Annotated in this window: 25 protein-coding genes; 10 read left to right on the top strand and 15 right to left on the bottom strand. The window is 72.9% G+C overall.

What is annotated here, in order from left to right; genetic code table 11:
- The first annotated feature begins 38 nt into the window (after positions 1 to 38).
- Positions 39 to 1748, top strand: coding sequence for a TIGR03767 family metallophosphoesterase (locus CUT83_RS21080; protein WP_101257395.1), 1710 nt, complete (start codon positions 39 to 41; stop codon positions 1746 to 1748).
- Positions 1749 to 1783: 35 nt separating this feature from the next.
- Here CUT83_RS21080 and CUT83_RS21075 read toward each other — a convergent pair whose 3' ends face one another.
- Entirely contained in the window at positions 1784 to 2446 is a 663-nt protein-coding gene (locus tag CUT83_RS21075) for an SMI1/KNR4 family protein (protein WP_101257394.1), read from the bottom strand.
- A gap of 119 nt (positions 2447 to 2565) precedes the next feature.
- On the opposite strand from CUT83_RS21075, the gene CUT83_RS21070 reads away from it, so the two are divergent.
- Together CUT83_RS21070 and CUT83_RS21065 are read left to right on the top strand one after the other, a co-directional pair.
- Positions 2566 to 2799, top strand: a complete 234-nt coding sequence (locus CUT83_RS21070) for a hypothetical protein (protein ID WP_101257393.1) — start codon at positions 2566 to 2568, stop codon at positions 2797 to 2799.
- Between the two features lie 328 nt (positions 2800 to 3127).
- The gene (locus tag CUT83_RS21065) at positions 3128 to 4297 is read left to right on the top strand and encodes an endo-1,4-beta-xylanase (RefSeq protein ID WP_101257392.1); all 1170 of its coding nucleotides are present in this window, start codon (positions 3128 to 3130) and stop codon (positions 4295 to 4297) included.
- A gap of 214 nt (positions 4298 to 4511) precedes the next feature.
- On the opposite strand, the gene CUT83_RS21060 is transcribed toward CUT83_RS21065, so the two are convergent.
- From CUT83_RS21060 to CUT83_RS21040, 5 genes are all read right to left on the bottom strand, one after another.
- Positions 4512 to 5258: a lytic polysaccharide monooxygenase gene (locus CUT83_RS21060; protein WP_093849150.1), complete on the bottom strand. Its 747-nt coding sequence runs from the start codon at positions 5256 to 5258 to the stop codon at positions 4512 to 4514.
- A gap of 453 nt (positions 5259 to 5711) precedes the next feature.
- Positions 5712 to 6476: a ComF family protein gene (locus tag CUT83_RS21055; RefSeq protein ID WP_240958374.1), complete on the bottom strand. Its 765-nt coding sequence runs from the start codon at positions 6474 to 6476 to the stop codon at positions 5712 to 5714.
- Complete coding sequence (locus tag CUT83_RS21050; RefSeq protein ID WP_101257391.1) at positions 6473 to 7426, bottom strand: DNA-processing protein DprA; 954 nt, start codon at positions 7424 to 7426, stop codon at positions 6473 to 6475. Before CUT83_RS21050 ends, CUT83_RS21055 begins: the two co-directional genes overlap by 4 nt.
- A gap of 213 nt (positions 7427 to 7639) precedes the next feature.
- Positions 7640 to 8041 (bottom strand): type II toxin-antitoxin system VapC family toxin, encoded by a 402-nt coding sequence (locus CUT83_RS21045; protein ID WP_240958376.1) that lies wholly within the window; start codon positions 8039 to 8041, stop codon positions 7640 to 7642.
- Positions 8038 to 8346, bottom strand: coding sequence for a FitA-like ribbon-helix-helix domain-containing protein (locus CUT83_RS21040; protein WP_101257390.1), 309 nt, complete (start codon positions 8344 to 8346; stop codon positions 8038 to 8040). Before CUT83_RS21040 ends, CUT83_RS21045 begins: the two co-directional genes overlap by 4 nt.
- A gap of 203 nt (positions 8347 to 8549) precedes the next feature.
- Here CUT83_RS21040 and CUT83_RS21035 point away from each other — a divergent pair, with 203 nt between their 5' ends.
- The 5 genes from CUT83_RS21035 (at position 8550) to CUT83_RS21015 (ending at position 13727) form a co-directional block, all read left to right on the top strand.
- Complete coding sequence (locus CUT83_RS21035; RefSeq protein ID WP_101257389.1) at positions 8550 to 10820, top strand: SUMF1/EgtB/PvdO family nonheme iron enzyme; 2271 nt, start codon at positions 8550 to 8552, stop codon at positions 10818 to 10820.
- Positions 10817 to 11077 carry a hypothetical protein gene (locus CUT83_RS21030; protein ID WP_101257388.1) on the top strand — a complete coding sequence of 87 codons (261 nt, stop codon included), beginning with the start codon at positions 10817 to 10819 and terminating at the stop codon, positions 11075 to 11077. The genes CUT83_RS21035 and CUT83_RS21030 overlap by 4 nt, the downstream gene beginning before the upstream one ends.
- Positions 11074 to 12375: a hypothetical protein gene (locus CUT83_RS21025; protein ID WP_173915121.1), complete on the top strand. Its 1302-nt coding sequence runs from the start codon at positions 11074 to 11076 to the stop codon at positions 12373 to 12375. Before CUT83_RS21030 ends, CUT83_RS21025 begins: the two co-directional genes overlap by 4 nt.
- 315 nt (positions 12376 to 12690) lie before the next feature.
- The gene (locus CUT83_RS21020) at positions 12691 to 13428 is read left to right on the top strand and encodes a helix-turn-helix domain-containing protein (protein WP_240958378.1); all 738 of its coding nucleotides are present in this window, start codon (positions 12691 to 12693) and stop codon (positions 13426 to 13428) included.
- A gap of 92 nt (positions 13429 to 13520) precedes the next feature.
- Positions 13521 to 13727 (top strand): DUF397 domain-containing protein, encoded by a 207-nt coding sequence (locus CUT83_RS21015; protein WP_101257386.1) that lies wholly within the window; start codon positions 13521 to 13523, stop codon positions 13725 to 13727.
- Positions 13728 to 13773: 46 nt separating this feature from the next.
- On the opposite strand, the gene CUT83_RS21010 is transcribed toward CUT83_RS21015, so the two are convergent.
- On the bottom strand, positions 13774 to 14976 hold the full coding sequence (locus tag CUT83_RS21010; RefSeq protein ID WP_101257385.1) for a hypothetical protein: 1203 nt from the start codon (positions 14974 to 14976) through the stop codon (positions 13774 to 13776).
- On the opposite strand from CUT83_RS21010, the gene CUT83_RS29865 reads away from it, so the two are divergent.
- Positions 14942 to 15721, top strand: a complete 780-nt coding sequence (locus tag CUT83_RS29865) for a hypothetical protein (RefSeq protein ID WP_143688605.1) — start codon at positions 14942 to 14944, stop codon at positions 15719 to 15721. The two genes, CUT83_RS21010 and CUT83_RS29865, sit on opposite strands and share 35 nt — an antisense overlap.
- A gap of 272 nt (positions 15722 to 15993) precedes the next feature.
- Here the strand turns inward: CUT83_RS29865 and CUT83_RS20995 are convergent, their stop codons facing one another.
- The 7 genes from CUT83_RS20995 to CUT83_RS20970 all read right to left on the bottom strand — a co-directional run bounded on the left by CUT83_RS20995 (position 15994) and on the right by CUT83_RS20970 (position 21195).
- A complete protein-coding gene (locus CUT83_RS20995; protein WP_240958380.1) occupies positions 15994 to 16653 on the bottom strand; it encodes an ABC transporter ATP-binding protein in 660 nt (219 codons plus the stop codon).
- A 94-nt stretch (positions 16654 to 16747) separates the two neighbouring features.
- Positions 16748 to 17056, bottom strand: coding sequence for a hypothetical protein (locus CUT83_RS20990; RefSeq protein ID WP_101257382.1), 309 nt, complete (start codon positions 17054 to 17056; stop codon positions 16748 to 16750).
- Between the two features lie 298 nt (positions 17057 to 17354).
- A complete protein-coding gene (locus CUT83_RS31105; RefSeq protein WP_240958381.1) occupies positions 17355 to 17531 on the bottom strand; it encodes a hypothetical protein in 177 nt (58 codons plus the stop codon).
- An 81-nt stretch (positions 17532 to 17612) separates the two neighbouring features.
- The gene (locus CUT83_RS31100) at positions 17613 to 17888 is read right to left on the bottom strand and encodes a hypothetical protein (RefSeq protein ID WP_240958382.1); all 276 of its coding nucleotides are present in this window, start codon (positions 17886 to 17888) and stop codon (positions 17613 to 17615) included.
- A gap of 448 nt (positions 17889 to 18336) precedes the next feature.
- On the bottom strand, positions 18337 to 18636 hold the full coding sequence (locus CUT83_RS20980) for a hypothetical protein (RefSeq protein ID WP_240958383.1): 300 nt from the start codon (positions 18634 to 18636) through the stop codon (positions 18337 to 18339).
- A 10-nt stretch (positions 18637 to 18646) separates the two neighbouring features.
- Complete coding sequence (gene malQ, locus CUT83_RS20975) at positions 18647 to 20893, bottom strand: 4-alpha-glucanotransferase (protein WP_101257381.1); 2247 nt, start codon at positions 20891 to 20893, stop codon at positions 18647 to 18649.
- A 38-nt stretch (positions 20894 to 20931) separates the two neighbouring features.
- A complete protein-coding gene (locus CUT83_RS20970; RefSeq protein WP_093849159.1) occupies positions 20932 to 21195 on the bottom strand; it encodes a hypothetical protein in 264 nt (87 codons plus the stop codon).
- Between the two features lie 477 nt (positions 21196 to 21672).
- On the opposite strand from CUT83_RS20970, the gene CUT83_RS20965 reads away from it, so the two are divergent.
- Positions 21673 to 24897: a beta-N-acetylglucosaminidase domain-containing protein gene (locus tag CUT83_RS20965; RefSeq protein WP_241524817.1), complete on the top strand. Its 3225-nt coding sequence runs from the start codon at positions 21673 to 21675 to the stop codon at positions 24895 to 24897.
- 71 nt (positions 24898 to 24968) lie between these two features.
- On the opposite strand, the gene CUT83_RS20960 is transcribed toward CUT83_RS20965, so the two are convergent.
- Entirely contained in the window at positions 24969 to 25514 is a 546-nt protein-coding gene (locus tag CUT83_RS20960) for an HNH endonuclease (protein ID WP_093849161.1), read from the bottom strand.
- Positions 25515 to 25726: the final 212 nt, after the last annotated feature.

Raw genomic sequence — 25726 nt, 5'->3', positions numbered from 1 at the left:
CCCCAAGGCGCCGCGTTCGCATCCGGGGAGAGACGCCCATGTCCCGCAGCAGCCAGCCCGCCCACCGCACCACGCTCCACCGCGCCCTCGACCGCCGCACCCTGCTCACCGCCGCCGGGGCCGCCGCGATCGCCACCGGGACGGGGGTGGCCCTCGGCACGGGCGGGGAGCCGGCCGACGCCGCCGCGCCCACCGCGGCTCCGCCCACGCCGCCCGCCTCACCGGCGCCCACCGCCCCGGCCGTCCCCTCCCCCGCCGGGACCACGCTGGTGAGCACCGCCGCGCCGCGCGGCGCGAGCGGCTACCGGCGGCTGGGCGAGGGGCGCGGCTGGGAGCGGGTCGTACGGGAGGACCTGGCCGCCGCCGGCGGGGCGCGCGCGGACCGGCGCACCGTCCTGGCCTCGTTCGTCCAGCTCACCGACACCCATGTCACGGACGTGCAGCACCCGTTGCGCTTCGAGTACCTGCGCTCCGGGAAGCCGCGCGCCTGGCGCCCGCAGGAGGCACTGTCGGTGCACGGACTGGTCTCGATGGTCGAGCGGATCAACTCGCTGCGCGGCGGCCCGGCCACCGGCGCGCCGCTCGGCTTCGCGATCACCACCGGGGACAACACCGACAACAACTGCCGTGCCGAGACCGAGTGGTTCCTCACCGCGATGAGCGGTGGCCGCATCACCCCCAACACCGGCGACCCGCTGCGCTACGAGGGGGTGCAGAACTCCGGGCTGCCCCTGTACTGGCACCCGGAGGGCGGGACGGAGGACACCGACCGGGCGCGGTACGGCTTCCCCCGCGTCGACGGCCTCCTCGGCGCCGCGATCCGGCGGCTCACCAGCCCCGGTCTGACCATCCCCTGGTACTCCACCGTCGGCAACCACGACGACCTCCACGGCGGCCACTACGCGGGCGGCGCATACCTCGCCGACCTGTCCGTCGGGGAGCGGAAGCTGTACGAGCTGCCCGAGGCCGAGGCCGCCGCGATGTACAGAACGATCCGCAAGGGCCGCGACACCCGGGGCGCCGCGCTTGAGGAGCTGCTGCGCGCCAACTCCCGGAAGATGCGCACCGTCACCCCCGACCCCTCCCGTGCGCCCCTCACCACCCGGGAGTACGCCGCGGCGCACCTGGACCCGTCGTACACCGGCCCCGGCCCGGTCGGTCACGGCTACACCCCGGCCGCCCTGGAGGAGGGGCGGCTGTACTACTCCTTCCGTATCGCCGACGGCGTGCTCGGCGTCAGTCTGGACACCACCAACCCGGACGGGGACTGGCACGGCCACATGGGCGCGGCCCAACTGCGCTGGCTGGAACGCGAACTGACCCGCCACGGCGACGACCACGTGCTGGTCTTCAGCCACCACCCCAGCGGCTCCATGACCGTCGGCGGAGCGGAGCTGACCGCGCTGCTGGGACGGCACGCCAATGTGACCGCCTGGATCAACGGGCACAGCCACCGCAACCGGATCGAGCCGCACGGCCACTACTGGGAGATCACCACCGCCTCGCACGTCGACCACCCGCAGCTCGCCCGCGTCGTCGAGCTGACGGACAACGGCGACGGCACCCTGTCCCTGTTCACCACCTGCGTCGAGTCCGCGGCCCCGTACGCCGCCGACCCCGGCGACCTCTCCCCCGTCGGCCTGGCCTCGCTCTACCGCGAACTGGCCTTCAACGCCCCGGGCCGCAGCACGGCACGGGCGGGCAGGGCGGGCGACCGCAACACGGAACTGCTGCTGCGGGGCCGCTGAGGGGGCGGCGAGGAGCGGCGGCGGTACGGGGCGAGTCAGAGCATCCGGCTCTCCGGCCCGGACTCGGGCTTCGGAACGGGCTCCGGCCCGGACTCCGGCGGTCTCCAGGGGCGGGCGCCGGCCAGGAAGGCGGGACGGCGCGCGGTGGGCGGCAGCGGCCCGAGCGTCCTGCCGCCGGGCAGCCGGATCCCGGTGGTCAGCAGCGCCGCCAGGGTCTGCGTCAGCGTCGTCCCACAGCCGTGCCACGGATCGTCACCGCGCCGGGCGGCCCCGGCGTCGAACACGACGACCGGCCACCGGTCGGGGTCGCCGGACGCCCCGGTGTCCCACAGCAGCCTGACGCCCTCCCGCGTCTCGCCCCAGGCGAGCAGCCCGCCGGGCTCGGGGCGGAACGGCGGCGGCTCCCGCCGCAGGGCCCGGCGGGAGGAGATACGGCACTCCCGGTGGGTCTCCCACAGCCAGTCCCCGTAGTCGTAATCGCCCTCCCGCTCGCACGGCGTGTGCAGCCACAGCCGCCCGCCGATCTCCAGCGGCCCGAGGGCGGCGACCAGCGCCCTGTAGTCGGCGGGCAGCCTCAGCCCCAGCCGGCTCTCGACCGCGTCCCAGTCGACGGGGACGGGCTCGGGCGCGGCGGGCCGGCCGGAGTCCGTCGACGGCGGCGGGAGCTCGAGCCGTGCGATGAGCGAGGACAGGTCCATGGCGTGGCATGTTCGCATGTCACGCCGACAACCGCGCCGCCCGGGGGCGGGCGGAGAGGTGTTGTGCCGGGTGCGGCGGTGGGACAGAGTGCGGGGGACGATCGGGAGGAGCGGCACGGATGGCCATACTCGTCCACTACCGCAAGCTCTCCGAGGACGCCTCCACCGTCCGTTACGCGTTCGGTGGGCGCCCCGAGGAGATGGAGCGGGCCTTGACCCTGGACAAGGCGACCTACGGGGCCGAACCGGACGACGGCGGGCAGACCTTCGGCTTCCGCGCCGCGGTCCGCGGGATCGCCCGCGCCCACCGCACCTCCGGCGCCTGGCCGGAGCGGGGCATGATCGCCCACTAGCGGCGCCACGTCCCGAGACGGGGCCCGAAAGCGGCCCCGGCCCGGAAGCGACCGGGGACCGTTCCCCATCCTCGTACGACTCCACACGTATGTGCTCACGTCCGGCAGGCATGTGCCGGTCCTCCCTCGTGCCACGTGCACCCGTGCTTCCCCCGCACCCATGTCCTGCCCGCCCCACCTGTCACACGGGTGCGCGGAACGACCTCGGCGAACGCGGTGGTGCACGGGTATTGACGCCCCGGCCGAGCGGCCCTTAGCGTCCCTGAACCAAGCGTCCGGAAAATTTCCGGAAACTTTGAAAAGGTCGACCGAAAATGGGAGCCCTCCGATGAGACCCGTTCGCATCGCCACCGCCGCACTCACCGCGGCCGCACTGTCCCTGCCCCTGGTGGTGACCTCGGCCACGGCCGCCCCGCCCGCCGACCGGGAGGCCGCACCGCACTCCAACGCCAAGTTCGACCGGCTTCGCGAGGCCGCTCCCAAGGGGTTCTACGTGGGCACCGCCGTGGCAGGCGGCGGCCACCACCTCGAGCAGGACTACCCGGACCCGTTCACCCACGACCGGAAGTACCGGAAGATCCTCGGGCAGCAGTTCAGCTCGGTCTCCCCCGAGAACCAGATGAAGTGGGAGTTCATCCACCCCGAGCGGGACACCTACGACTTCGGGGCGGCCGACGCCATCGTCGAGTTCGCCGAGCGCCACCGGCAGGTCGTGCGCGGCCACACGCTGCTGTGGCACAGCCAGAACCCCGAGTGGCTGGAGCAGGGCGACTTCTCCAAGGAGGAGCTGCGCGAGATCCTGCGCGAGCACATCACCACCGTGGTCGGCCGCTACAAGGGCAAGATCCAGCAGTGGGACGTGGCCAACGAGATCTTCGACGACCAGGGCAACCTGCGCACCCAGGACAACATCTGGATCCGCGAGCTCGGGCCGGAGATCATCGCCGACGCCTTCCGCTGGGCCCACGAGGCCGACCCGGAGGCGAAGCTGTTCTTCAACGACTACAACGTCGAGAGCGACAACGCCAAGAGCGACGCCTACTACGAGCTCAGCCAGGAACTGCTCGCGCAGGGCGTGCCTCTGCACGGCTTCTCCGTGCAGGCGCACCTGAGCATGCGCTACGGCTTCCCGGGCGACCTCCAGCAGAACCTGCAGCGGTTCGACGACCTCGGCCTGGAGACGGCCGTCACCGAGCTGGACATCCGCATGGACCTGCCCGAGAGCGGTGAGCCCACCGCCGAGCAGCAGAAGCAGCAGGCCGACTGGTACCAGCGGGTGCTGGAGGCGTGCCTGGGGGTCGAGGAGTGCAACTCCTTCACCATCTGGGGCTTCACCGACAAGTACTCCTGGGTGCCGGTGTTCTTCGAGGGCGAGGGCTCGGCGACGGTCATGACCGAGGACTTCAAGCGCAAGCCCGCCTTCTACGCCCTGCGCTCCTCGCTGAAGGAGGCCAAGTGGGAGCAGTGGAAGGAGGACCGGGGCTGGAAGCGCCGCTGAGCGTGTCCGCCCGCGGCGGGTGACCCGATGAGCCCCGCCCACCACCGGGCCCGGCTCACATCCGCTCGCCCCGCGCCGCCCCGCACCGGATACGGAACCGGACAACGGGCCGGACACGGGGCGGGGCGGCACACGCGCGGCGGGAACGCGAACGGGCCGGCGCCCTGTAGTCGGCGGGCGCGCGCCGGCCCGGCCGCGTCATGCGGTCACCGGATCACCCGGCCGCGCAGGCTCCGAGGTCCTCCCAGACGCCCCACTCGCCGGTGGCACCGGGCTCCTCGCCCTGCGTCCACCACTTGGCGCGCCAGGTGTGCCCGTCGTGGGTGACGGTGTCACCGCCGTTGTAGACGTTCCCGGTGCCCCAGGCCGGCGAGGCGCAGGCGCCCGGCTCGCCGTCGCCGCCACCGTCGCCGCCGCCGTCGCCACCACCGTCGCCGCCGCCCGTGCCACCGATGTTGACGTCGATGCAGGCGTAGAAGGCGTTGGCGGTGTCCGCCACGTTCCACACGGCGAGCACCTTCTGGCGGCCGGTGAGGCCGTCGAAGTTCACCTGGTGGCTGACCTGCGAGGGCGGCTGCACACCCTTGCCGTCGAACTCGGCGATCTTCCGGTCACCGATGAAGTACTGCCAGGTGTCGGTGGCGTGGCGCGCCGTCAGGCTCCAGGTGAAGGTGTGCGAGGAGCCGACCGGCGTGACCCGCCAGGCCTTGCTGTCGTCGTCGAGCTCGGCGAACTGCTCGTTGCCGCCGCTGCAGCTCTTGAGCCCCTTCGGCCCCTCCACGCTCTGCGGCTCGTACGAGATCTGACCGCAGTCGACGACGCCCTGGGCGCACTGGTCCTGGCGGCTGCCGGGGTCGGTCACCCAGCCGTGGGCGTTGGCCGTGCCCGCCGGAAGGCTGACGGCGAGCAGGGGGGCGACCATCGCGCCGAGCGCAAGGGCCACTCGCTTCTTCGTGTTCATGCCATTCCACTTTCTTCGGTGTCGTCGAGGCCGCCGCCCGGAAGTCCGGCGCGACCGGGTGGGGTACGGCGCGTACGCCGCTCCGGTCGCGCCGACCCGCCGGGTGGCGCGGGTGCGCGGACGCACCGGATGCCCCGATGGGCATCACCGTCCGCGCACCGTGCCCTCACACGGACAACGCCGTGGGACGAGGACAGAGGCTGACCTAAGGTCTAGACCTGAGGTGCTCAGGTCTAGACCTTAGCGGCGGACTGTCCTCGGTCAAGAGGTTGAACAAAGCGAACTTCCAGCCAACACGGCCGACTTCAGGTCCCACCGCAACACCCGCCGACGCCACGAGGCCACGAGGCCACTCGCAGCCTCCGATTCAGCCGGCCGGGGGCGGGGTACGCCGTGGACCACGTACACGCGCCCGCACACAGGGGCCGTGCCCTGCCCGTGCGCACGGCCCGCTCAGAACAATGCGCCGGACCCGACCTTCCCCGGTCTCTTCCCGGCCCAGGGAGCGCGTGCCAGCACCAGGCCACGGACCTCCCTGGCGCCCCTCGCAAGCAGGAAACGGGAGACCGCACACATCTGGCTGCCCGTGGTGAACAGATCGTCGAAGAGCATGACCCGCTTCCCCGCCACGTCCATGTGAAGCCGGAGTACGGCGGCGTGTTCCTCAGCCGCGCGGCGCTTCGCTTCCCGCCCCTGGGTGGCGGACCGGGGCGTGGGAACGGTCTTGGTCAGCAACGGGCTCGGCGGTATGGGCCAGCGCCCGGCGATGTCCTCGGTCCTGGCGGCCTCAAGGATGCGCTCGATGTGCTGGAGGGGCTGACGGCCAGGCGGGGTCGGATTGCCCACGATGAGATCGATATCGGCGACCTCGTCCCTGTGCTGCTCGAGCCAGCCGGTGACCAGTCGGCCGAAGATCGGAGCCCAGCCGTACTTGCCCTGGTACTTGAAGCGCCTGATCGTCTCGGCCAGATCCCCCGAGTACATGGCGACAGCGCGTACCGAGGAGAAACCGCGCTCACTCGGCGGGGCACCACATAACGCGTTGCCGCACCGCCCGCCGTCCGTCACCTGGCTGCACACCCGGCAGTGGTACTCGGGCACAGCCGTCATGGTGCGTGCGGCACAGGCCGCGCAGACGGCGGCACTGCCGTGCGCGTAGTAAGGGCAGTCCCGGCAGCCGGGGAATCCGGCCGGTTCCAGTCCGTCGACCCTGCTCACAGCACCGCCAGCGCGAGCTGCTGCCGCTGCTCACCCGCCCGCTGGACACGCTCCGCGCTGGCGAGGTCGGAGAGGACGTCGGCGAGCTCCCGTACTTCCTTCGCCCTGCCGCGTTCCAGCATGGTCATGGCCCACTGCTGCTGCGCCACAAGGGAGCGCAGGAGGAAGACCCGCTTTCCGTGGTCGGCGGCGATCCGTGCCTGCATCTTCGCGCCCGAGGTACGAGCCGCCTCGATGACCACCGTGCCCTGGGTGAACCCGCTCATGGTGACGTTGCGCCGGGGGAAGGTCCACCGGGCGGGCCCGGACGTCGGCCAGAACTGGGAGACGACGGCTCCCCCTTCGGCGACGAGACGCTCGGCCAGAGCGCGGTTCTCCGGCGGATACGTGGGAGCGGCGATGCCTGTGCCGATCACCGCGACGGTGCGCCCACCTGTCTCCAGCGCGGCCGTGTGCGCGGCGGTGTCCACCCCCCGGGCCAGACCGGAGACCACCACGACCCCTTCCCGCGCCAGGCCCCGGGCCATCCGTGCCGCCCTGCGCCGGCCTTCCTCCGTGACCTGCCGGGTGCCGACGACGGCAACGGAACGGGCGTCCTCGGGAACGATTCCACCCCGGACGAACAGGAAGGGCGGGAGGTCCGGGACGAGCCGGAGATTCGCCGGGTAGTCGTCGTCGAGCACGGTGACGAGCCTCGCTCCGGCCCGCTCCGCGGCCTCGATCTCCGCCTCGACCCGATCCCGCTCCTCATGGAGCGAGGGCAACGTGGCCCGCAGCACCGGCAGCGCCTTGCGGGCGGCGGCCGACCGTTCCGGAATGTGACCGGAGAAGAGGGAGTCCAGCCCGTCCGGCCTTTGGCAGGTACGGGCCAGGAGTTTCCAGTCCAGGCCCGTGCCCTCGTGGCGCAGGGCGCAGAGGGTCAGGAGCCGGCGCTGTCGTTCGGTCACCATGGTCTGTTTTCCTTCTACTCAGTGGATCTTGTTCGAAGGAGAGGTCCACCGCTGTCGCGGGGAACCACCACTATCGTCCATCCACGGCACGCCTCGCCACCACTTCGGCCCTGAACCGCCCTGTCGAGAGCCACCACCGGTCTCCGCTGCGACCGGTGTCGGGGAAGAACTCGTCGAGGAAGCCCTACTGGCCGTATCGGCGGGAACTCACCCTCAGCCGACCACGTGGACCGGACAGCGTGCCGCGCCCGAGCGCGCCAGGCGCGCGTCGGCGGTCACCAGGGCGCAGCCGTGGGCCTCGGCAGCGGCGATGTACGCGGCGTCGTACCCACTGACGTTGCCTCGCAGCTCCCACATGCGCGGCAGCAGGGAGTCCGTGGGCACGACCTCGACGACCATGCGCGGAATGCTCTCCACGGCCCGTCGGGCCCGCTCCTCGCTGATCTTCCGCCCCAGCCAAAGGCCCCGGACGGTGCTGAACAGTTCGGTCTTCCAGTGCTCCGGAACCGCCCATGCGGGGTCCCGGGCCAGAGCGGCCCGCGCGGCCTTGGCCCGCGGCTCGGCCGCGGGGTCGGTGAACAGCAGGGCGGCGACCGACACGTCCACCACGATCACGCGGCACCGCCGTCGCGGTACGTCCCGGTATGGTCGACCGACCCGCCCCCGGACGGAAATCCCGTGGCCGTACCCCTCTCGACACGGGCCGCGTCCCGCGCGGCCAGCACGTCCTCTGCGGTCGCGTCGCTTCCTTCCGACCACTCCTCGATCTCCCTGAGGAGGTCGAGATTCCTGCTGAACGAAGCCTCACGCACCACCAGGGCACGCAGGAATGCCTGGAGGGACTGCCCTTTCTCGCGCGCGCGGGCGGCGAGGGCGTCCCTCACCTCTTCCGGTACATCGCGGATCTGCAGAGCAACCATGCATGCATTTTACATGCACGCCATCGATGTCGTGGAGAGTGCGGAGGAGCCCGGCGTACCTCTCTGACCAAAACACGATCTTGCAGCGCCCCGGAAGGCCGGTAGCCTGACGAGGGGCCGCAGAAGCGGCGCGGCGGCTCGTCGACGTCCTGGTCTGGTTCACCGACACCGGCAGCGCCGCTCTCCTCGGCGGTGAGCCCCACATGGCCCGCGAGGTGGCCGAGCGCTGCGAGTTCCTGGCCGGCCTCCACCTCACCCTCGGCTACCGGCTGGCCAAGCGTTTCGTCCTCACCCCCGACACGGTCTACCAGCTGTTCTGCCGCGAGGCGGGCATGCGCCTGGAGTACGTCGAGCTGATGCTCTCGCGGGACGCCGAGGACCTGCGCACCGTGCTCACCTCCCAGGGCGGCGAACTGCTCCGCACCCGCCTGCCCAAACTCACCCGCTTCGTCATCGTGGACCACGAGGGCGACGGCCCGCCCGATCCGCTGCGGGATCTGCTGGGGCAGGACTACCGGGTGGTCCGCTACGACGGCTTCGTGGGCACCGTCTTCGACCTGGACGCGCACCTGTGTGCCGCGATCTCGGGCCCCGGGACGACCGCTGCCGAGGCCGCTCCTGTCGCGCCGGTCTCGGCCGCCGTGCTCTCCACCGATCCGCGCAGCGGGGAGAGCCGTCTCCAGGACAAGCGGGACGCGGCCGAACTCCTCGGCCGTCTCGCCCGCGAGCGGGCGAACGTCCTGGTCACCGGCCGCCCGGGAAGCGGCAAGAGCACTCTGCTGCGCGCTCTTGCCACGGACCCCGGCATCCGCCGGTTCCGCTTCTACTTCGACCTCGGCCTCAAGCCCAGGGACGAGCCCTTCCCGGAGTATGTGGCCCGTCTGCTGGCCCCGTGCATGCTGGTGGACCGGTCCCGGGCGTACGACCTGTTCCTCTATCTGATCCGCTCCGGCACCGCACTGTGCCTGCTGGACGCCGTCGACGAGGGCGTGGAGGAGTCCAGCCCGGCCGGTTTCCTGCGGCTGTTCGCCGATCTCGCTCCGGTGCTGTCCGCCGAGTCCGCCGTGGTCATGAGTTCCCGGGTGTCCTTCCTCGCCGACTCCCCGCAGATCCGCCAACTGCTGGACAGCGGCGCGGCCCGCTCCGAGCAGCTCGTGGAGCAGATGTACGCCAACGGCGTCGATCCGGCCCGTGTGCCGCACTTCCACCTCGTACGTCTCGCCGAGCCCGACGCGACCCCGCTGGAGAAGCGGCTGACCTCCGTCCTGGGGACGGACGCGCCTCAGTCCTTCGACGCCATGCTCGGCGCTCACATCACCCGGACACTGGCCGAGCACGGCCGGGAGCATCTGGAGGAGCGGCTGCCCGAAGCGTTCGGCCGGGCGTTCCTCACCGACCGGACCGTCTTCCCCCTCCTCGACCTGCACCGCGCCCTGGGCCCCGACGCCTTCCTCGACGGCCGGGTGGACCTCGATACGTGCGTGCTCGCCCCGCTGCTGCGGCCCGCCGGGGCCGACCGGGCCGCCTTCGTCCACACCGCCTACCAGGAGTTGCTGGCCGCCCGGTATCTCGCGTCCGAGGAGGGCCGGAACACGGCGGCGGAGCTGCCCGGTGACAGCTTCCTCACTGAGCAGGTCCGGGCCTTCCTCGCCCGTGTCGCAAAGCCCCGCACGGCCGACGACTGCGTCCTGCCCGCAGGCGCCTACCTCGTCGGCCCGGCCGAGCGGCTGCTGCTGCGCCGCGTACGACGGCCGGTCCGCTTCGACCGGCACGCCGTCACCGTCGCCCGCTACCGCCGTTTCCTCGACGCCCTGCGCCCCGACGGCACCTCCGAATGGGACCATCCCGAACAGCCGGCCCACATCACCCACAAGCCCTGGACGGACCGGCTGCGCGACCCCGACTACTACCGTGACCCGAAGTACGACGACCATCCGGCGGTCTGCGTCAACTGGTGGAGCGCCTACGCCTTCGCCGCCTTCGAGGGCAAGCGGCTGCCGACCGCGCTGGAGTGGGAGGCCGCCGCCCGCGGCACCGACGGCCGCCTCTTCCCCTGGGGCGACGATCCCGACGGCGCGCCGGTCAACTGCGCCGATACCTGGGTCGGCCGTCCGGTGGTGACCTTCCAGGCGTGGCAGCGGCACTTCACCGGGGACACGGCCCGCCGGGCACAGGCCACACCCGTACGAGACCGGTCCGCCAACCGTTCTCCGTTCGGCGTCACCGACATGGTCGGCAACGTATGGGAGTGGACCTCGACCAGCCTCGACGACCCCGGTGAGGCGGTCATCTGCGGCGGCAGCTACGACAACCCGCTGCGCGCGGTGCAGACGAGCAGCAAGAGTCTCTACAGGAAGCAAGGACGCAGCAACGCGGTCGGTTTCCGCTGCGTCCAAGATCTCCCGGCCGTCCCCGGCGCGCGGGACGCACGGAAGGCACAGGACGGCGTGGGCGCGGAGGTGACCAGCACATGAGCGAGGCGCACCACGGCGTCATCGTCGATCTGCGGTCCAGCGGCGGCGGCGCGACCGGCAAGGCGAGCGCCTACGTCGTCCAGGATGAGGCCGACGGTCACCACTACACCTTCGACTACACGCAGATCGTCGCCGAAGGACTTCGCACAGTCCGCACCGGGGAGCGCGTCCGCTTCCACGTCTCCGACGCCCGCCCTGGATGGGCGGAGTTCGTCATCCGGCTCGACCAGCCCGACCCGGCCGAGTTCTACCGGTGACCGCCGGGCCGCCCCTGGAGACCGTCACCGGCGTGCGGCAGGTGCTGGCCGTGGTGCTGCCGGTACGGCTGCTGCGCGAACCGGACGGCCCGGAGTGGGCCGAGGGGCCGTTCCCCTTCGAGCTGGGCGAGCGGCGCACCGACGCCGCGACCCGCACCACGTACTTCGCCCCGGCCTCGGCCCGGGTGCTGTACGGCACCCGGGAGCGCCCCTGCCGCTGGCATCGGCCGGCGGCGGCCGAGCACGAGGGGCTGCGTCTGGATGGTCTGGAGCTGCTGCGCACCGCCACCGTACGCGGCCCCGCCTGCGCCCTGGCCGTCCTGCACTTCACCGTCACCCGGCCCCTGCTGCCGGTGCTTCGGGCCATCGGCCACCGCACCCCGGCCGACCCCGACCCCCTCACCGGCCCCCTCGAACCGGGGCACCTGCTCGGGGAGACGGCCGAAGTCCGCGACACCACCGGCACGTTCGCCATCGCCCGTCCCTACACCGTCGCCTTCCTCACGCCCGGCCCCGGTCACACCCCGGCCCTGCGTCCCAATCCGCAGACGCCCGTCCCGCCCGGCGCCGACCGCTGGCTGTGGCAGCTCGCCTCCCGGTCCGTCCCAGCCGACTACCCCCTCGCCCCCGAGACCGCCGCCGAGGAACTGAGCCGGGCGGTACGGATCTCCGCCGACTGGAGCGCCCTGGTCCTGCGCCACGGCACCGCCTTCCTCGGCCACCGGCCCGACCCCGGCGGAGGCGACTTCTACGCCTTCGCCGCCCTCCACGCCCGCACCGTCTACCTCGACGCCCTGCTGCTCGGTTCCCTCCAGCGCGACCACATCGACGAGCTGACCGACGAGCTCTCCGCCGTATTCGACGACGGCTCCGGCCTGGCCTCCCGTGTCGCCGCCCTGGAACGGAACATCGCGCGCTTCCGCAGCACCTACTGGCGCCAGCACCTCACCGCCCACGGCCCCGCCAACGGCCTGCTGCTCGCCTTCCAGAACCAGCACCGGCTGCCGGAGCGCTTCACCGAGATCCTGGCCGAGGCCGCCGACTACAGCCGGCTCGTCCAGACCCAGGAGAGTCAGCAGATCAGCGGCGCGCTCGGCGTGCTGACCATCCTCGGTCTGCCGCTGGGCACCGCACTGGGCATCCTCCAGGTATTAGGCGACGATTCCCCCGTGCACCTGCTGGCCGCGCTGGGACTGTCGGTGGTGGTGACGGCCGCCGCGCTCACCACCCGCTACGGCCGCCTGGTCCTCTCCTCGCTGCGCGGCGGCCCGGCCTCCGGCCGCCGCCAGCGCCGCTGACCTCGGGCGGCTCCGGGCGGTTCCGACCCAACAACGCTCTTGCGGATGGGGCATGGCTGCCGCGTCGATGTCGCGAGCCGGGCGCCGGGCCCCGCGATAGATCGACGCGCTGCCCGCTTCGGCGCGTCTGACGGAGGGCCACGACGGACGTTGGGCCGGTTCCGGCCCGCACTTCCCCTGTTGGGCAAGGCCGAGGGGCTGGTGAACACCTTCGGGGGAATCATTCGCCGAACACACCGCTCCGGTCACTCTGTGTGCCTGCGTGGAACGGAAGTCCAAACCCGTATGCCCGTGCCGTGACAGGGGGAGCCCGCCATGACCGAGCCCAGGCAACTCGACCCGTACGCCTCGCCCAAGACCTTCTACGGCGCGGGACTGCGCCGCCTGCGCGAGGCGGCGGGGCTCACCCAGTCCCGGCTCGGCGAGCGCGCCTTCTGCTCGGGCACCTACGTCGGCCAGTTCGAGACGGCGGTGCGCCGCCCGCAGCCGGACACCTCCAAACTGTTCGACGAGATCCTCGACACCGGCGAACACCTGCAACGCCTGTGCCGGCTGACCCGGGAGAACAAGTACCCGGACTACTTCGCCGACGCGGCGGAACTGGAGCAGCTGGCGACGACCATCAGCGAGTACGCACCCATGGTGCTGCCGGGACTGTTGCAGACCGAGGGCTATACACGGGACCTGCCCCGTGCAGCGCAGCTGTTCGCGCCGCCGGAAGACGTGGACGACATCGTCGTGACCCGTATGGACCGCAGGCGTCTGCTGGAGCGGTCAACAGTCCCGGAACTGTGGGCCGTGATCCACGAGGCAGCACTGCGCATCCCGGTCGGCGGCCCGGCCGTCATGTGCGAACAGTGCCGACACCTCCTGGAAATCGGCCGCAACCACCACCGTGTCGTGGTCCAGGTACTGCCCTTCGAGGCCGAAGCCTCTGCCTTCCTCAGCAGCACGGTGATTCAGATGTCCTTCTCGGACGCACCGCCGGTGGCCTGCACCGAGAGCGCGTACACAGGCCAACTCATCGAGGAACCAAGGCTGGTAGCCCAGTAGCACCGAGCCTACGACCTGATCAGGGCCGCCGCGCTGCCCCCGAAGGCGTCCCTTGCCCTGATCGAATCGGCCGCGAAGGACTACAAGACACCATGAGCACCGACCACGGCCCGAGCACCACCGCTTGGCGCAAGTCGTCCCACAGCAACGGCGACGGCGGGGCGTGCGTCGAGGTCGCCGACGGCTTCCACGGCGTCATACCCGTCCGCGACAGCAAGGCCCCCGATGGACCCACGCCGGTCTTCCCGGACACCGGCTGGTCCGCCTTCGTGACGGCGGTCAAGGGCGGCATGATCTGACCGGCTCACCGGACTACCCTGCCGACCGTAAGAAGGGAGTTCACCGTCAGTCGTTGGTAGGCGTCCAGCGCCGGGCCCCGGCGAGTGCGCCACGGGCGCCGGCCGCCCCGGTGAGCACGGCCAGGAGGGCGCAGCCGGCGACGGCGGTGACGACGAGACCGGTCGAGAGCCCCGCGCCGGTCCCTCTGACCACGGGCTGTGACAGGAACCACGCGGCCCCCGCCGCGATGGGCGCGGCGATCACCAGCGGCGTGGTGAGGTACCACACCGAGGTGCTGACGAAGACGCGGCGGTTCCCGCTGAAGACGCCGACCGGGGCGAGCCGGGTACCGAAGCACCGGAACTCCGACAGGGAGCTGACGGTGGATGCGCATGCGAGGACGAGCAGACCCACGCCGCCCAGCAGCGCGACCCACCGGCCCACAGTGGCGTACTGGAGCATGCCTCCCAGGGCGTTCCCGCCGAGCCGGTCAATGAACGGGGCCATCCCCAGATGTGCGTAGGAGGCTCTGTTGACAGCCTCCGACGCACCGTGGCCGGCGGAATCGGCGACCGTCACCAGGGTCCACTGGGCATCGCCCGGCTCGTTCACCGCGCGGACGTAGTCGGTGACGGATGCTTCCCGGACGGTCAGACCGGCACGGGTTCCGGTCCAGCGTGCGAGCTCACGCGCCTGCGTACCGGTGCCGGTGTCGATGGGGGCCGGGGCGGCGGAGCATTTCTGTCCCAGCGAACGCAGAGCCTCGCAGTCTCCGCGGAGTTCGGCGGGGCTACGGGGATCGGGCCGACGGACGAGGGCCAGGACGTGCTGCCCGGCGAGGTCCCGCCGGAACGCTGTCAGCTCCTTCTCCGTGATGGCGTCGGTGCGGACGAGGCTGATGCTCGTACCGATGCGGTCCAGGGTCTCGGCCGCGGCGGCGGCCTCGCCCGATGTGCGCGAGGTCCAGATGTGTAACTGGGTGACCAGAACCAGCCCGACGGTGACGGTGGCGACCATGCGGGCGGTCACCCCGGGGTGGTGGGTGGTCCACCGTCCCGCGACGAGCGGCCCCACTTTCCCGGACCTCTCCCCCGCCCAGGCCACGGCCCGGCCGAGGGCCGCCATGACGGTGGCGATCAGTGCGGGCAGAGAGGCCAGGACCAGCACCAGCCCCGTGACGTACTGGGCCAGGCTCACCGCGAGGTTCGGAGCGAACGGGGTGAGCTCGGCGGGCATGGCGATCACCGCGCCGAGCGGTAGCAGGATCATCCAGCGTCTGCCGACCCGGGCGGGGGGCGTGGCGGTCCGCGGCGCGCCGGGCGCGGTGAAGCAGGACGACGGCGGCCAGAATGGTGAGGACGGCCACCGGCGCGGTGGCCGCGTACGCCCACAGCCGGGGCCGCAATCCGGCCGCGGTGAGCGGGTATCCGACCAGGGGCAGTGTGATGTCCCACGTCAGCACGGCGACGGCGGGGATCGTGCCCGCCAGCGCGCCCGCAACGACCGGGGTCGCGGCCTCTCCGAGATTGATCAGGGCCCGGTGACCGGCGGTCGCCCCCAGGGTCTCCAGCAGTGTGGTGCGCCGGTCCCGTCCGGCCGCGTCGACACGGACGGCGATCACCACCAGTACGGCGGTGGGGAGCAGGATCAGGCCGCCGATGGCCGACAGGAGGATATCGGGGCCGTAGACCACGGCGGAGTCCCCGAAGACCGGGTACGTCTCTTCTCCACGGGCCCCGAATCCGGTGATCAGATCGCTGTCGTCGAAGGACTCGTGCCCCTCGGGGGCGCGGACGTAGGCCAGGCGCTCGGCCGGGGAGGTGAGCCCGTCTCCGGTGATGGTGCCCGCATGGGTGCCGTAGCGCTCGGCGATCCCCTGGTCCACGCCGGCCCGAAGCAGCGCCGGGGAGAGGAACGCCTCGCCCGGATCGGGCCAGCGCGGCAGGCCGGGCGGCGGCTCGGCCTCGGTGTCGGCGTCGAGAGGGGCGAGGAAGACGACGTTGTGCTGCGGTGATCCGGTGATGTCGTTCCCGGACTCGTACCAGTGGGCGACCGGCTCCTCGTCCGGGTGGGACATGTGCATACGCGGGGCGCGGGCCCGGTCGGTGTCGGCACGCGCGTCGTAGCCGGCCGCCGTGGTGACAAGAGCCGTCAGGCCCATGGTCAGCGTGGCCGCGGCCAGGAACAGGCCGGCCCACCGCAGCCGTGCCTGTCGTGCCCCGGCCCCGGCTGCCCGGCCGATCCGCCACAGCCGCCGCCACAGCGGCCCCTCGGCCGCGTGGCGGCTCACACGGCCTCCACAGCGGGAGCGAGATCGAGGACGTCGTCGGCCCGCCGGGCCACCTGCTGATCGTGGGTGACCACGACCAGTGCGCAGTCCCACCGACCGGGCAGTGAGAAGAGCAGGTCGGCGACGATGTCACGGCTCGCGGTGTCCAGTGAGCCCGTGGGCTCGTCGGCGAGCAGCACCGTCGGCCGGTTGACCAGTGCGCGGGCCACCGCGACCCGCTGTCGTTCCCCACCAGACAGGGCGCCCGTGGCCGTGTGGTGGGGCACACCGAGGTGGTCGAGTAGTTCGAGCCCGCGACTGCGGGCCTCCCGCCGCCCGGTGCCGGCCAGGAGCGCGGGGAGGGTGACGTTCTCCAGTGGGCTGAGCTCCGGGAGGAGTTCGCCGAACTGGAACACCATGCCCAGGTTCCGGGCGCGGAACGCGGCCAGCCGGCCGCGGCCGAGCCGGGTGATGTCCGTGCCGCCCACCAGGATGCTGCCCTCGTCCGGCCTGACCAGGCCCAGGACGCAGGAGAGCAGGGTCGTCTTCCCCGTCCCGGACGGCCCCGTCACCGCGACCGACGAGCCCGCGCACACCTCCAGGTTCACGTGCGCCAGCACGGGACGGCCCGGGAAGCCGTGGCTGACGTCCCTGACGGACAGGACTGGGTCGTTCACGCTGCGGCTCCGAGACTCCGGGGAAGAAGATGGCGCGGTGGGCGGGGAGTCCCCGCCCACCGCCAGTGATCGGACGATGCTCCGTCAGTCGTTCCTACCGGTAGTACCACTTGCCCTCGACGTCGGGAGCGGCGAACCTCTGCTCGACCACACGCATCTTGTTGATCCCGCGGCCTTCGGGAGTCGGGTAGCAGCTTCCGTCGCCGAGTTCGTTCCACCAGTTCTTGATGGTGTCGCTGCCGTCACGCCGATACTGGGCCTTGATCTTGTTGCCGTCCGCTTCCCAGTCGCACACCTCGGCATTCCTGCCGCCGTTCGTCGTGTAGGCGTAGTCGTCGCCCTGCCAGGCGTAGAAGCCGAGCGCGGGAGCAGCGCCGAGGGTGACACCGATCGCGAGTGTCATGCCGGATATGGCCGCAGCGCGCCGTGCGGTCTTCTTCATGTTTCCCCCTCACTACGAATACCTGAACACCAAGACACCACCACATGAACAACATCCGTCACAACAAGATCAATAACCGGAACCATTCATCGCGTTTTCCGTACGCGAAGGTGATTCCTGGTCAGAGTTGGTCTCTTGCTCACCCCTGCCGCCTCTCTCCCGCGAGACATTGACCGGATCCCTCCCCGGCTGTCTCGAACCGATCGTGTCCGAGGGCGGTCGGTCACGGCCTGAGCACGGCCGCCCGGTGCGGGGCGTCCTACGGCGACGGCACCAGCGGGTGCTGTGGTGAGGCCGCCGGTCGCTTCCCCACCACCGCCCACCGGACCGCAGGGCCCATGGCCCAGGAGGCGGCGAGGAAGGCCGCGCCCAGGGCGAGCCAGCCGAGCGGGCGGGCGCCCAGGACCGGCCAGGTCAGCAGCAGTGGGCCGAGCATGCGGGCGACGGCCGCTCCCGTGCCGAAGAAGCCCTGGTACTGGCCGTGGCGGTCGTCGGGTGCGAGGCCGAAGGAGATCTCTCAGGCGCCGGAGGCCAGCGCCGTCTCGCCCAGGACCTGGAGGCAGGCGGCCGCCAGCAGGACCGGCAGGGCCGTCCACGGCGAGGCGGTGGCGGCGGTGAGGGCGAAGGCCGCGCAGGAGGCGGGCATCAGCGTGCCCGCGGCGCGTATGTGGCGGGTGGCGGTGCGCAGGTCCCGCACCCCGCGCGCCACCCGGACCTGGAGGGCGACGACGCCGAGGGTGTTGAGCACCAGCAGCGCGGCCACCGTCCAGCGCGGGGCCTCGGTGCGCTGCACCACCCACAGCGGGACGACGACGCTCAGCAGCGGCGTGTAGAACAGCAGCGCCGTGTGGAGTGCGGTGATCAGCGCGTACGGCCGGTCGCGCAGGACGGCCAGGCGCGGGGCGCCGGAGGCGGCCGACGGTGAGGCCGAGGCCGACCTCGGTCGCGGACAGGCCGACGACGCGGGTGAAGTACAGCGCGGAGCAGACGTAGTACGCGCCGTCGCCGACGGAGTTGATCAGTTGGGCCAGTGCCGGCCGCCGGGACGGGGCCGACCGTGTCCGCAGGGTCATGCCGTGACGCTACGGAGCCGTCCGGCCCTGCTGGCGGGGTCGATCGGCGGCCGGTTCGCCGGGCCAATCGGCCGGCCAATCAGCCGACCGGTCACCGGGCGGGCCGGTGGGGACCGGCCCGGTGTCCGAAAGCCCCGTCACAACACGCCGCGGGCCGCGGGCCGCGGGTCAGCCGCGGTTGGGCTCCTGGCGGCCGGCGACCTGACCGCTCCTGCGGGCGGACTTGTCGCCGACCATCACCAGCGCGGCGATGATCGCGAACAGGGCGATGGGCGCCACGACGTACAGGCCGAGGGTCTCGACCACGCTCAGGCCGGTGCCCGGGTCGTCGCCGTCGTCGCGGTAGAGGGCGAGGGCGGAGGGGGAGGCGACCAGCAGCGTCAGCGCGGTGAGGGCGGTGACGAATCCGGCGCGCACGGCGGTGCCGGCGCTCCTGATGTTCTCGTTGACCTTGACCTTGTTGTCCACGGAGTCAACGCTAGCGAACGTCTCCGGTCGTCACGCGCCCAGGGTGGTCTTCGGGCTCGGCGTGGCTCTCCTCGTGCTGTCCTCCGTGCTGCCCGGGAGCCGGTATGCGGCGCTCGCGCGGACCGTGCAGTTCCTCGTACACCGTCTCCAGCAGATCGCGCATCCGGGGCGAGGTGACCAGTTCCTCCAGGGTCACGGGCCTGCCGTCGCCGTCGGCGACGGGCAGCCGCCAGTTGGGGTACTGGTCCCAGGTGCCCGGCACGTTCTGCGGGCGCCGGTCGCCGACGCCGTCGGGCAGCCAGACGCCGACCATCTTCGCGGGGGTGTGTGCCAGGAAGCGGTACAGGCCCCTGATCTCGCTCTCCTCCTCGCCCGGTCCTTCCGGCAGCAGGTCCAGACGGGTCAGATGGGAGATCCATTCGGCGGTCTCCATGGCGTCCCGGGCCTGCTCCTCGGCGAGCGGGCCGGACAGCAGGCCGAGGCCGTCGCGCAGCGCGACGTGGTCGCCGCTCAGGCGGGCGGCGGTGCTGGGCAGGTCGTGGGTGGTGGCGGTGGCCAGGCAGTCGGCGCGCCAGTCCTGCGGCTCCAGCGGCTGGGGGACCTCGTGGCTGGGGGTGCGGACGTGGTCGTAGTCGCGCTCGAACCACAGCACGGAGGTGCCCAGCATGCCGCGCCCGGCCAGCTCCCCGCGCACACCCGGCTCGACGGTGCCCAGGTCCTCGCCGACGACGACCGACCCGGCGCGGTAGGCCTCCAGGGCGAGCACGCCGAGCATGGCCTCGGCGTCGTAGCGCACGTACGCGCCCTCCGTGGGCGGGCGGCCCTCGGGGACCCACCACAGCCGGAACAGGCCCATCACATGGTCGATGCGCAGGCCGCCGGTGTGCCGCAGCAGCCCGCGCAGCAGCGCGCGGTAGGGGGCGTAGCCGGAGGCGGCCAGCGCGCCCGGGTTCCAGGGCGGCAGGCCCCAGTCCTGGCCGTGGGGGCTGAAGGCGTCCGGCGGGGCGCCGATGGACATGCCGGTGGCCAGGAAGTCCTTGAGCGCCCAGGCCTCGGCCCCGGAGGGGTGGACTCCCAGGGCCATGTCGTGCACCAGGCCGATGGACATGCCCGCGTCGCGGGCGGTGCGCTGGGCGCGGGCGAGCTGGGCGTCGGTGAGCCAGGCCAGCCAGGTGTGGAAGTCCACCCGGTCCAGCAGTTCGCCGCGGGCCCGGGCGGTGGCGGCCGAGCGGGGATCGTCCAGGCCGGCGGGCCAGGAACGCCAGTCGGGACCGTGGATCTCGGCGAGGGCGCACCAGACGGCGTGGTCCTCCAGGGCCTGGCCCTGCTCGGCGAGGAAGTCGCAGTACGCGACGTGGCGGCCGGGTCCGAGGGGAACGGTGCGCACCAGCTCCAGGGCGCGGCGCTTGAGCGACCACACCGCGTCGCGGTCGATCATCCCGTCCTTGGCGAGGGTGGCCTCGCGCAGTTCGGCGGCCTGGGCCAGCAGCTCGTCCGCCTTCGCGCGGGCCTCGCCGCGCAGGTAGGCGTACTCGGAGATCTCCTCGATCCGCAGGTGCACCGGGTCGGCGAAGCGCCGCGACGAGGGGCGGTAGGGGGAGGGGTCCACCCTCTCGCCCTCGGCGGCGGGGACGGCCGCGTGCAGGGGGTTGAGCTGGATGAAGTCGGCTCCGGTCGCGCGCCCGGACCAGGCGGCGAGGTCGGCGAGGTCGGCCAGGTCGCCCATGCCCCATGAGCGCGAGGACAGCAGCGAGTAGAGCTGGACGAGCAGGCCGAAGGAGCGGTCGCGCACGGCCGGGAAGCGGTCCGGGGCGACGATCAGGGCGGCGTGCGCGGTGCGGCCGCCGGGGGCCTCGGCGTGGAGGGTGTGGCAGCCCAGGGGGAGCCGCTCGCCTTCGGCGTCCGGGTCCGTTCCCCAGTCCAGGGTGCGGCCGTCCTCCGTCTCGACCCTCAGCGCGGTGCCGTCGGGGAGCGGTGGGACGCCGCCGCGGACGACGGGCGCGGAGGCGGCGGGCGGGGAGGAGTCGCCGCGGGAGGCGGCGCGTACGACGACGGTGGGGGGCAGCAGCCGGGCCGCCTCCTCACGTGCGTGGCGCGCCAGGGCGTCACGGACGGCGTCCGGGGTGGAGGCGTCGACGCCCAGTGCGGCGAGCACTTCGACGATCGTGTCGTCGGGCACCCGGATCGTACGGCCCGGGGCCGGGTCGTAGGAGGTGCAGACTCCGTGTGCCGCGGCCAGTCGCGCCAGTCGGCTCATGGGAACTTCCTCCGCTCTCCCCCTGGGCTCTCCCGGGTCTAGATCTCCGCGGAATCCGTTCCGTATCCCACCCCGGCCGGTTCGCTGGTCAGCGGGAGCTCGGCGGCCAGCGGCGGCTCACTGGTGAGCGGGGCGGCGTCGGCGAGCGGTGGTTCGCTGGTCAGCGGTGTCTCGGCGTAGTCCCAGGAGCAGGAGCCGTCCAGGCCGGAGTCGGGGTCGGAGACTCCGGACAGGTCGATCGGCTCCTGCCCCTGTTTGGGAAACAGGGGAAGGGGTGTGAGGAGTTCAGCGGACGCGGCCACGGGGGCCTCCGTTCGTTGCTGTCGGTCGGACATGGGGGCCCTACCCACTGAGGCGGAGCCCAGACACTTTTGGCGGGACAAACGTGAGATGGCTCACAGTCCCATCACCGATGATTTCACGGTGCGATGCGCCTGTCAGCGTAGGGCATTCGAGCAAAGCGGGCATCTCGGCCAAGATTTACCGCCCCCTCGCGGGACGGCCGCCCCACGGAGGCCCCACGGAGGCCCCACGGAGGCCCTGGGGCCGTTCCGCGCCACCCCGCCCGGCCTCGTCCGCACCGGTCGACAAACCGGGCACTTCGGCCCCTGTCGTTGACACCTTCACCACGGCGGTGATGGGCTCGTTACCTACCGGCGGGTCCGACCGCCCGGCCGGAGGGCCGCTCCGGCCGGGACGGGACGGGACGGGGGGGGCCGGGCGGAGGAACGAGCCGGGAGACGGGTCGGGGAACGGGTCGAGAGGGGCCTGAGGAACACGTGAACCACGCGACGCATGGCCGCGCCGTGCGCCGGACCGGTGCGACGGCACTGGTCGCGGCCGTCCTCGGCGGACTTCTCGGCGGCGCACCGGCCGCACACTCGGCGCCACCGCCGGACAGGGCGGCCGAGGAGCCCGCGCGGGACGCCGCGGGCCCGGACGACCGCGTCCGCCTGGACGGCGCCCCCGGTGTGTGGCCGCGCCCCCAGTCCCTGCGCACGCGCGGCCCGGCCGTGCCCGTCGGGCAGGAGGTGCTGCTGGTCGCCGACGAGGACGCCGATCCGTACGCCCTCGACACCGTCCGCGACATCCTGCGCGCGGCCGGGGCGCGCGAGGTGCGCACCGTACGCCCGGGCGAGGAGACGCGCGCCGGCGGGCTGGTGGTGCGCGCCGGCGACCGGGCCGCCGAGCGGGCGCTGCGCGCCCTGGGCGCGCCCGAGCGCGGCGATCTGCCCGCGGGCGGCTACCGGCTGGCGGCCGGGCGGGCGGACGGCGTGGACGGGCCGGGCGGCACGGTGGCACTGTCGGGCGTCGGCCCGGACGGGCTGTTCCACGCCGCGCAGACGCTGCGGCAGCTGGTGACCACCGGCGACGGCGGGGCACGGATCACCGGGGCCGTCGTACGCGACTGGCCCGCCTCGCCGGTGCGCGGCACCACGGAGGGCTTCTACGGCGAGGCCTGGCCGCACCAGGAGCGGCTGGCCCACCTGGACTTCATGGGCCGCACCAAGCAGAACCGCTATCTGTACGCCCCCGGCGACGACGCCTTCCGCCAGTCGCGCTGGCGCGAGCCCTACCCCGCCGAGCGGCGCGCGCAGTTCCGCGAGCTCGCCGAGCGCGCCCGGCGCAACCATGTGGTGCTCGGCTGGGCCGTCTCGCCGGGGCAGTCGATGTGCCTGGCCTCCGAGGGCGACCGCAGGGCCCTGCTGCGCAAGATCGACGCCATGGCGGCCCTGGGGGTGCGGGCGTTCCAGCTCCGCTTCGAGGACGCCAGCTACACCGAGTGGCACTGCGACGCGGACGCCGAGCGCTACGGCACGGGACCGAAGGCCGCGGCCACCGCCCACGCGGAGCTGGCCAACGAGGTGGCGGCGCATCTGGCGAAGCGGTACGGCTTCGGGCGCGACGCGGTGCCGCTGTCGGTGCTGCCGACGGAGTTCTACCAGGACGGCCCGACCGAGTACCGCAGCGCGCTGGCGCAGAAGCTGGACGCGGACGTGGAGGTGGCCTGGACAGGAGTGGGGGTCGTGCCCTCCGCCATCACCGGCGGCGAGCTGGCCCAGGCCCGCACCGTCTTCCGCCACCCGCTGGTCACCATGGACAACTACCCGGTCAACGACTACGCCGGCGACCGCGTCTTCCTGGGCCCCTACACCGGCCGGGAACCGGCCGTCGCCAACCGCTCGGCGGCGCTGCTGGCCAACGCGATGGAGCAGGCGACGGCCTCCCGTCTGCCGCTGTTCACCGTCGCCGACTACGCCTGGAACCCGCGCGGCTACCGGCCGCAGGAGTCCTGGAAGGCGGCCGTCGAGGACCTGGCCGCCACGGGCGGCGGGGAGAAGAAGGCCGCCCGCTCCGGGGAGCGGGCCCGCGAGGCGCTGCACGCCCTGGCCGCCAACAACTCCTCCTCGGTGCTCGACGAGGAGGAGTCGGCCTACCTCGCCCCCCTGCTCGACGCCTTCTGGAAGGCCCGCGCGGGTGAGGACGACGAGGAGTTCACCGCCGCGTCCGACCGGCTGCGCGACGCCTTCGCCGTTCTGCGCGAGTCCCCGGAGAACCTGGCCGGCGTCGCCGGCGGCGCCCTGAGCGAGGAGATGCGCCCCTGGGTGCGGCAGCTGGCGCGCTACGGACGGGCCGGCCGGTACGCGCTGGACATGCTGGCCGCCCAGCGGCGCGGGGACGGCGCCGGGGCGTGGAAGGCTCGGCTGGAGCTCCAGCGGCTGCGCGCGGAGGCCCGCGAGAGCGGGGTGACGGTCGGCGAGGACGTACTGCCCGCCTTCGTGGACCGGGCGCTGAAGGCCGCCGACGACTGGTCCGGCGCGAGCGGCGGGGCGGAGAAGAAGGCCGGGCGCTCCGGGGAGCGGGTGCGCGGCGGCCCCGCGCCGCTGCCCGGCTCCCCACCGGAGCACGCCGCCGACGGCGACCCCGCGACCGCCTTCCGCGCCGCCGAGGAGCCCGCCCCCGGCGCAGCCGGTGACGAGGGTGACGACGGCAGCGGCGACGAGCTGGTGCTGCGGCTGCCCCGGGCACGCTCCCTGGCGGCCGTCACCGTCCAGTCCGAGCCGGGCGCGGGCACCCGCGCCGCAGTCGAGGCGCATGTGCCGGGCGAGGGCTGGAGGCGGCTGGGCGCGCTCTCCGAGAAGGGCTGGACGGAGGTGGACACCGGCGGTCTGCGGGCGGACGCCGTACGGCTGGCCTGGCAGGACGGCTCGAAGGCGCCGGTGATCCACGAGCTGACGCCCTGGTACTCGGACTCCCCCGGCGCCGGGCTGGAGCTCCTCCGCGAGGAGGTCAACGCCGTCATCGGCGGCGAGCCCACCGCCGTCGGGGCCCGGCTGACCGGCCACCGGCCCACCGATGTGCGCGGCAGGCTGACCGTGCGGGCGCCGGAGGGCTTCACGGTGCGGGCGCCGCGCCGGGTCACGCTCCGGCGCGGCGTGCCGGCGGCCCCGAAGATCGAGATCAGCGCCGGGAAGGACGTGCGGCCGGGCACGTACCGGGTCCCGGTCACCCTCACCGCCGAGGGCGAGAGCCTGCGGAGGACGCTGACGGTGCGCGCCTACCCGCCCACCGGCGGGCCGGACCTGGCCCGGGGCGCGAGGGTCGGCTCCTCGGCCGACGAGACCGGGGACTTCCCCGCCTCGGCGGCCACCGACGGCGATCCGGAGACTCGCTGGTCCTCTCCCGCCAAGGACGGCCAGTGGCTGCGGGTGGAGCTGGACCGCCCGGCCCGGATCGGCGAGGTGCGACTGCACTGGCAGGACGCGTACGCCTCCCGCTACCGCGTCCAGGTCTCCGCCGACGGCAGGGCCTGGAGCACGGCCGCGACCGTCCGCGACGGGCGGGGCGGCCGGGAGACGGTGCGGCTGGACGCGCCCGCCGGCACCCGCTACGTACGGATCGTGGCCGACGAGCGGGCGACCCGCTTCGGCGTCTCGCTGTGGTCCGTGGAGGCGTACGCCGTGCGGGAGCCGGAGCGGGAGCAGGGGCGGGAGCAGGAGTAGGGGCGCGCCGGATACGGGGCGCACGCCGGATACGGGGCCGTCACCGGCCCCGTACGGAAAAGACCCGGGTCTCAGGCGGGTGTCGTCGTTCTGCCTTCGATCCGGGCGAGGGCGTCGTCCGCGCCGTAGGGCCGCAGATACGGCAGCCAGCGCGGGTCCCGGTGCCCCGTTCCGATGATCCGCCAGGCCAGGCCGCTGGGCGGGGCGGGCTGGTGGCGCAGTCGCCAGCCCAGCTCCGCCACGTGGCGGTCGGCCTTGACGTGGTTGCAGCGGCGGCAGGCCGCCACGACGTTCTCCCAGGAGTGCTGCCCGCCGCGGCTGCGCGGTACGACGTGGTCGACGCTGGTCGCGACGCCACCGCAGTACGCGCACCTGCCGCCGTCACGGGCGAACAGGGCGCGGCGGGTGAGCGGCACCGTGCCCCGGAAGGGCACGCGCACGAAGCGTTTGAGACGGACGACGCTGGGGGCGGGTATGGCCTGGGTCGCGCTGTGCATGAGGGCGCCGGAGTCCTCCAGGCTGATCGCCTTGCCGTTGAGGACGAGTATGAGCGCGCGGCGGAGCGGTACGACGCCGAGCGGCTCGTACGACGCGTTGAGGACCAGGACGTGCGGCACGGTGCCTCCTTGTACGTCGGCGGCGCGTGGCTCGCGCCGGGACGATCTCCCCCAGTGTGTCCCGCGCCCCGGTGGCGGCGCCACCACGATCGCGTAACGCGCTGAGCGTGTTTTCGACCACACGCTGTTCCTCCCCGCCCGGTGCCGCCGCTACCCCGGGTGACGCGGCCTGTTCGGCGGGGTGTCCCCCGTTAGTGTGTTGTGGGTGGACT

The sequence above is a fragment of the Streptomyces barkulensis genome, assembly GCF_002843305.1.
Lineage (GTDB): Bacteria > Actinomycetota > Actinomycetes > Streptomycetales > Streptomycetaceae > Streptomyces > Streptomyces barkulensis.
The sequence above is the reverse complement of the archived record's forward strand: the minus strand, read 5'-3'. Positions and strand labels throughout refer to the sequence as shown.

Excerpts from the sequence above, each read along its gene's own strand:
- CUT83_RS20990 (WP_101257382.1), bottom strand. The coding sequence starts at position 17,056 with ATGACACTCGCGATCGGTGTCACCCTCGGCGCTGCTCCCGCGCTCGGC.
- CUT83_RS21040 (WP_101257390.1), bottom strand. The coding sequence starts at position 8,346 with ATGGTTGCTCTGCAGATCCGCGATGTACCGGAAGAGGTGAGGGACGCC.
- CUT83_RS21030 (WP_101257388.1), top strand. The coding sequence starts at position 10,817 with ATGAGCGAGGCGCACCACGGCGTCATCGTCGATCTGCGGTCCAGCGGC.
- CUT83_RS21010 (WP_101257385.1), bottom strand. The coding sequence starts at position 14,976 with ATGATCCTGCTACCGCTCGGCGCGGTGATCGCCATGCCCGCCGAGCTC.
- CUT83_RS21075 (WP_101257394.1), bottom strand. The coding sequence starts at position 2,446 with ATGGACCTGTCCTCGCTCATCGCACGGCTCGAGCTCCCGCCGCCGTCG.
- malQ (WP_101257381.1), bottom strand. The coding sequence starts at position 20,893 with ATGAGCCGACTGGCGCGACTGGCCGCGGCACACGGAGTCTGCACCTCC.
- CUT83_RS21080 (WP_101257395.1), top strand. The coding sequence starts at position 39 with ATGTCCCGCAGCAGCCAGCCCGCCCACCGCACCACGCTCCACCGCGCC.
- CUT83_RS21060 (WP_093849150.1), bottom strand. The coding sequence starts at position 5,258 with ATGAACACGAAGAAGCGAGTGGCCCTTGCGCTCGGCGCGATGGTCGCC.
- CUT83_RS29865 (WP_143688605.1), top strand. The coding sequence starts at position 14,942 with ATGGCGATCACCGCGCCGAGCGGTAGCAGGATCATCCAGCGTCTGCCG.
- CUT83_RS31105 (WP_240958381.1), bottom strand. The coding sequence starts at position 17,531 with ATGCTCGGCCCACTGCTGCTGACCTGGCCGGTCCTGGGCGCCCGCCCG.
- CUT83_RS21020 (WP_240958378.1), top strand. The coding sequence starts at position 12,691 with ATGACCGAGCCCAGGCAACTCGACCCGTACGCCTCGCCCAAGACCTTC.
- CUT83_RS21065 (WP_101257392.1), top strand. The coding sequence starts at position 3,128 with ATGAGACCCGTTCGCATCGCCACCGCCGCACTCACCGCGGCCGCACTG.
- CUT83_RS21050 (WP_101257391.1), bottom strand. The coding sequence starts at position 7,426 with ATGGTGACCGAACGACAGCGCCGGCTCCTGACCCTCTGCGCCCTGCGC.
- CUT83_RS21070 (WP_101257393.1), top strand. The coding sequence starts at position 2,566 with ATGGCCATACTCGTCCACTACCGCAAGCTCTCCGAGGACGCCTCCACC.
- CUT83_RS21015 (WP_101257386.1), top strand. The coding sequence starts at position 13,521 with ATGAGCACCGACCACGGCCCGAGCACCACCGCTTGGCGCAAGTCGTCC.
- CUT83_RS21035 (WP_101257389.1), top strand. The coding sequence starts at position 8,550 with ATGGCCCGCGAGGTGGCCGAGCGCTGCGAGTTCCTGGCCGGCCTCCAC.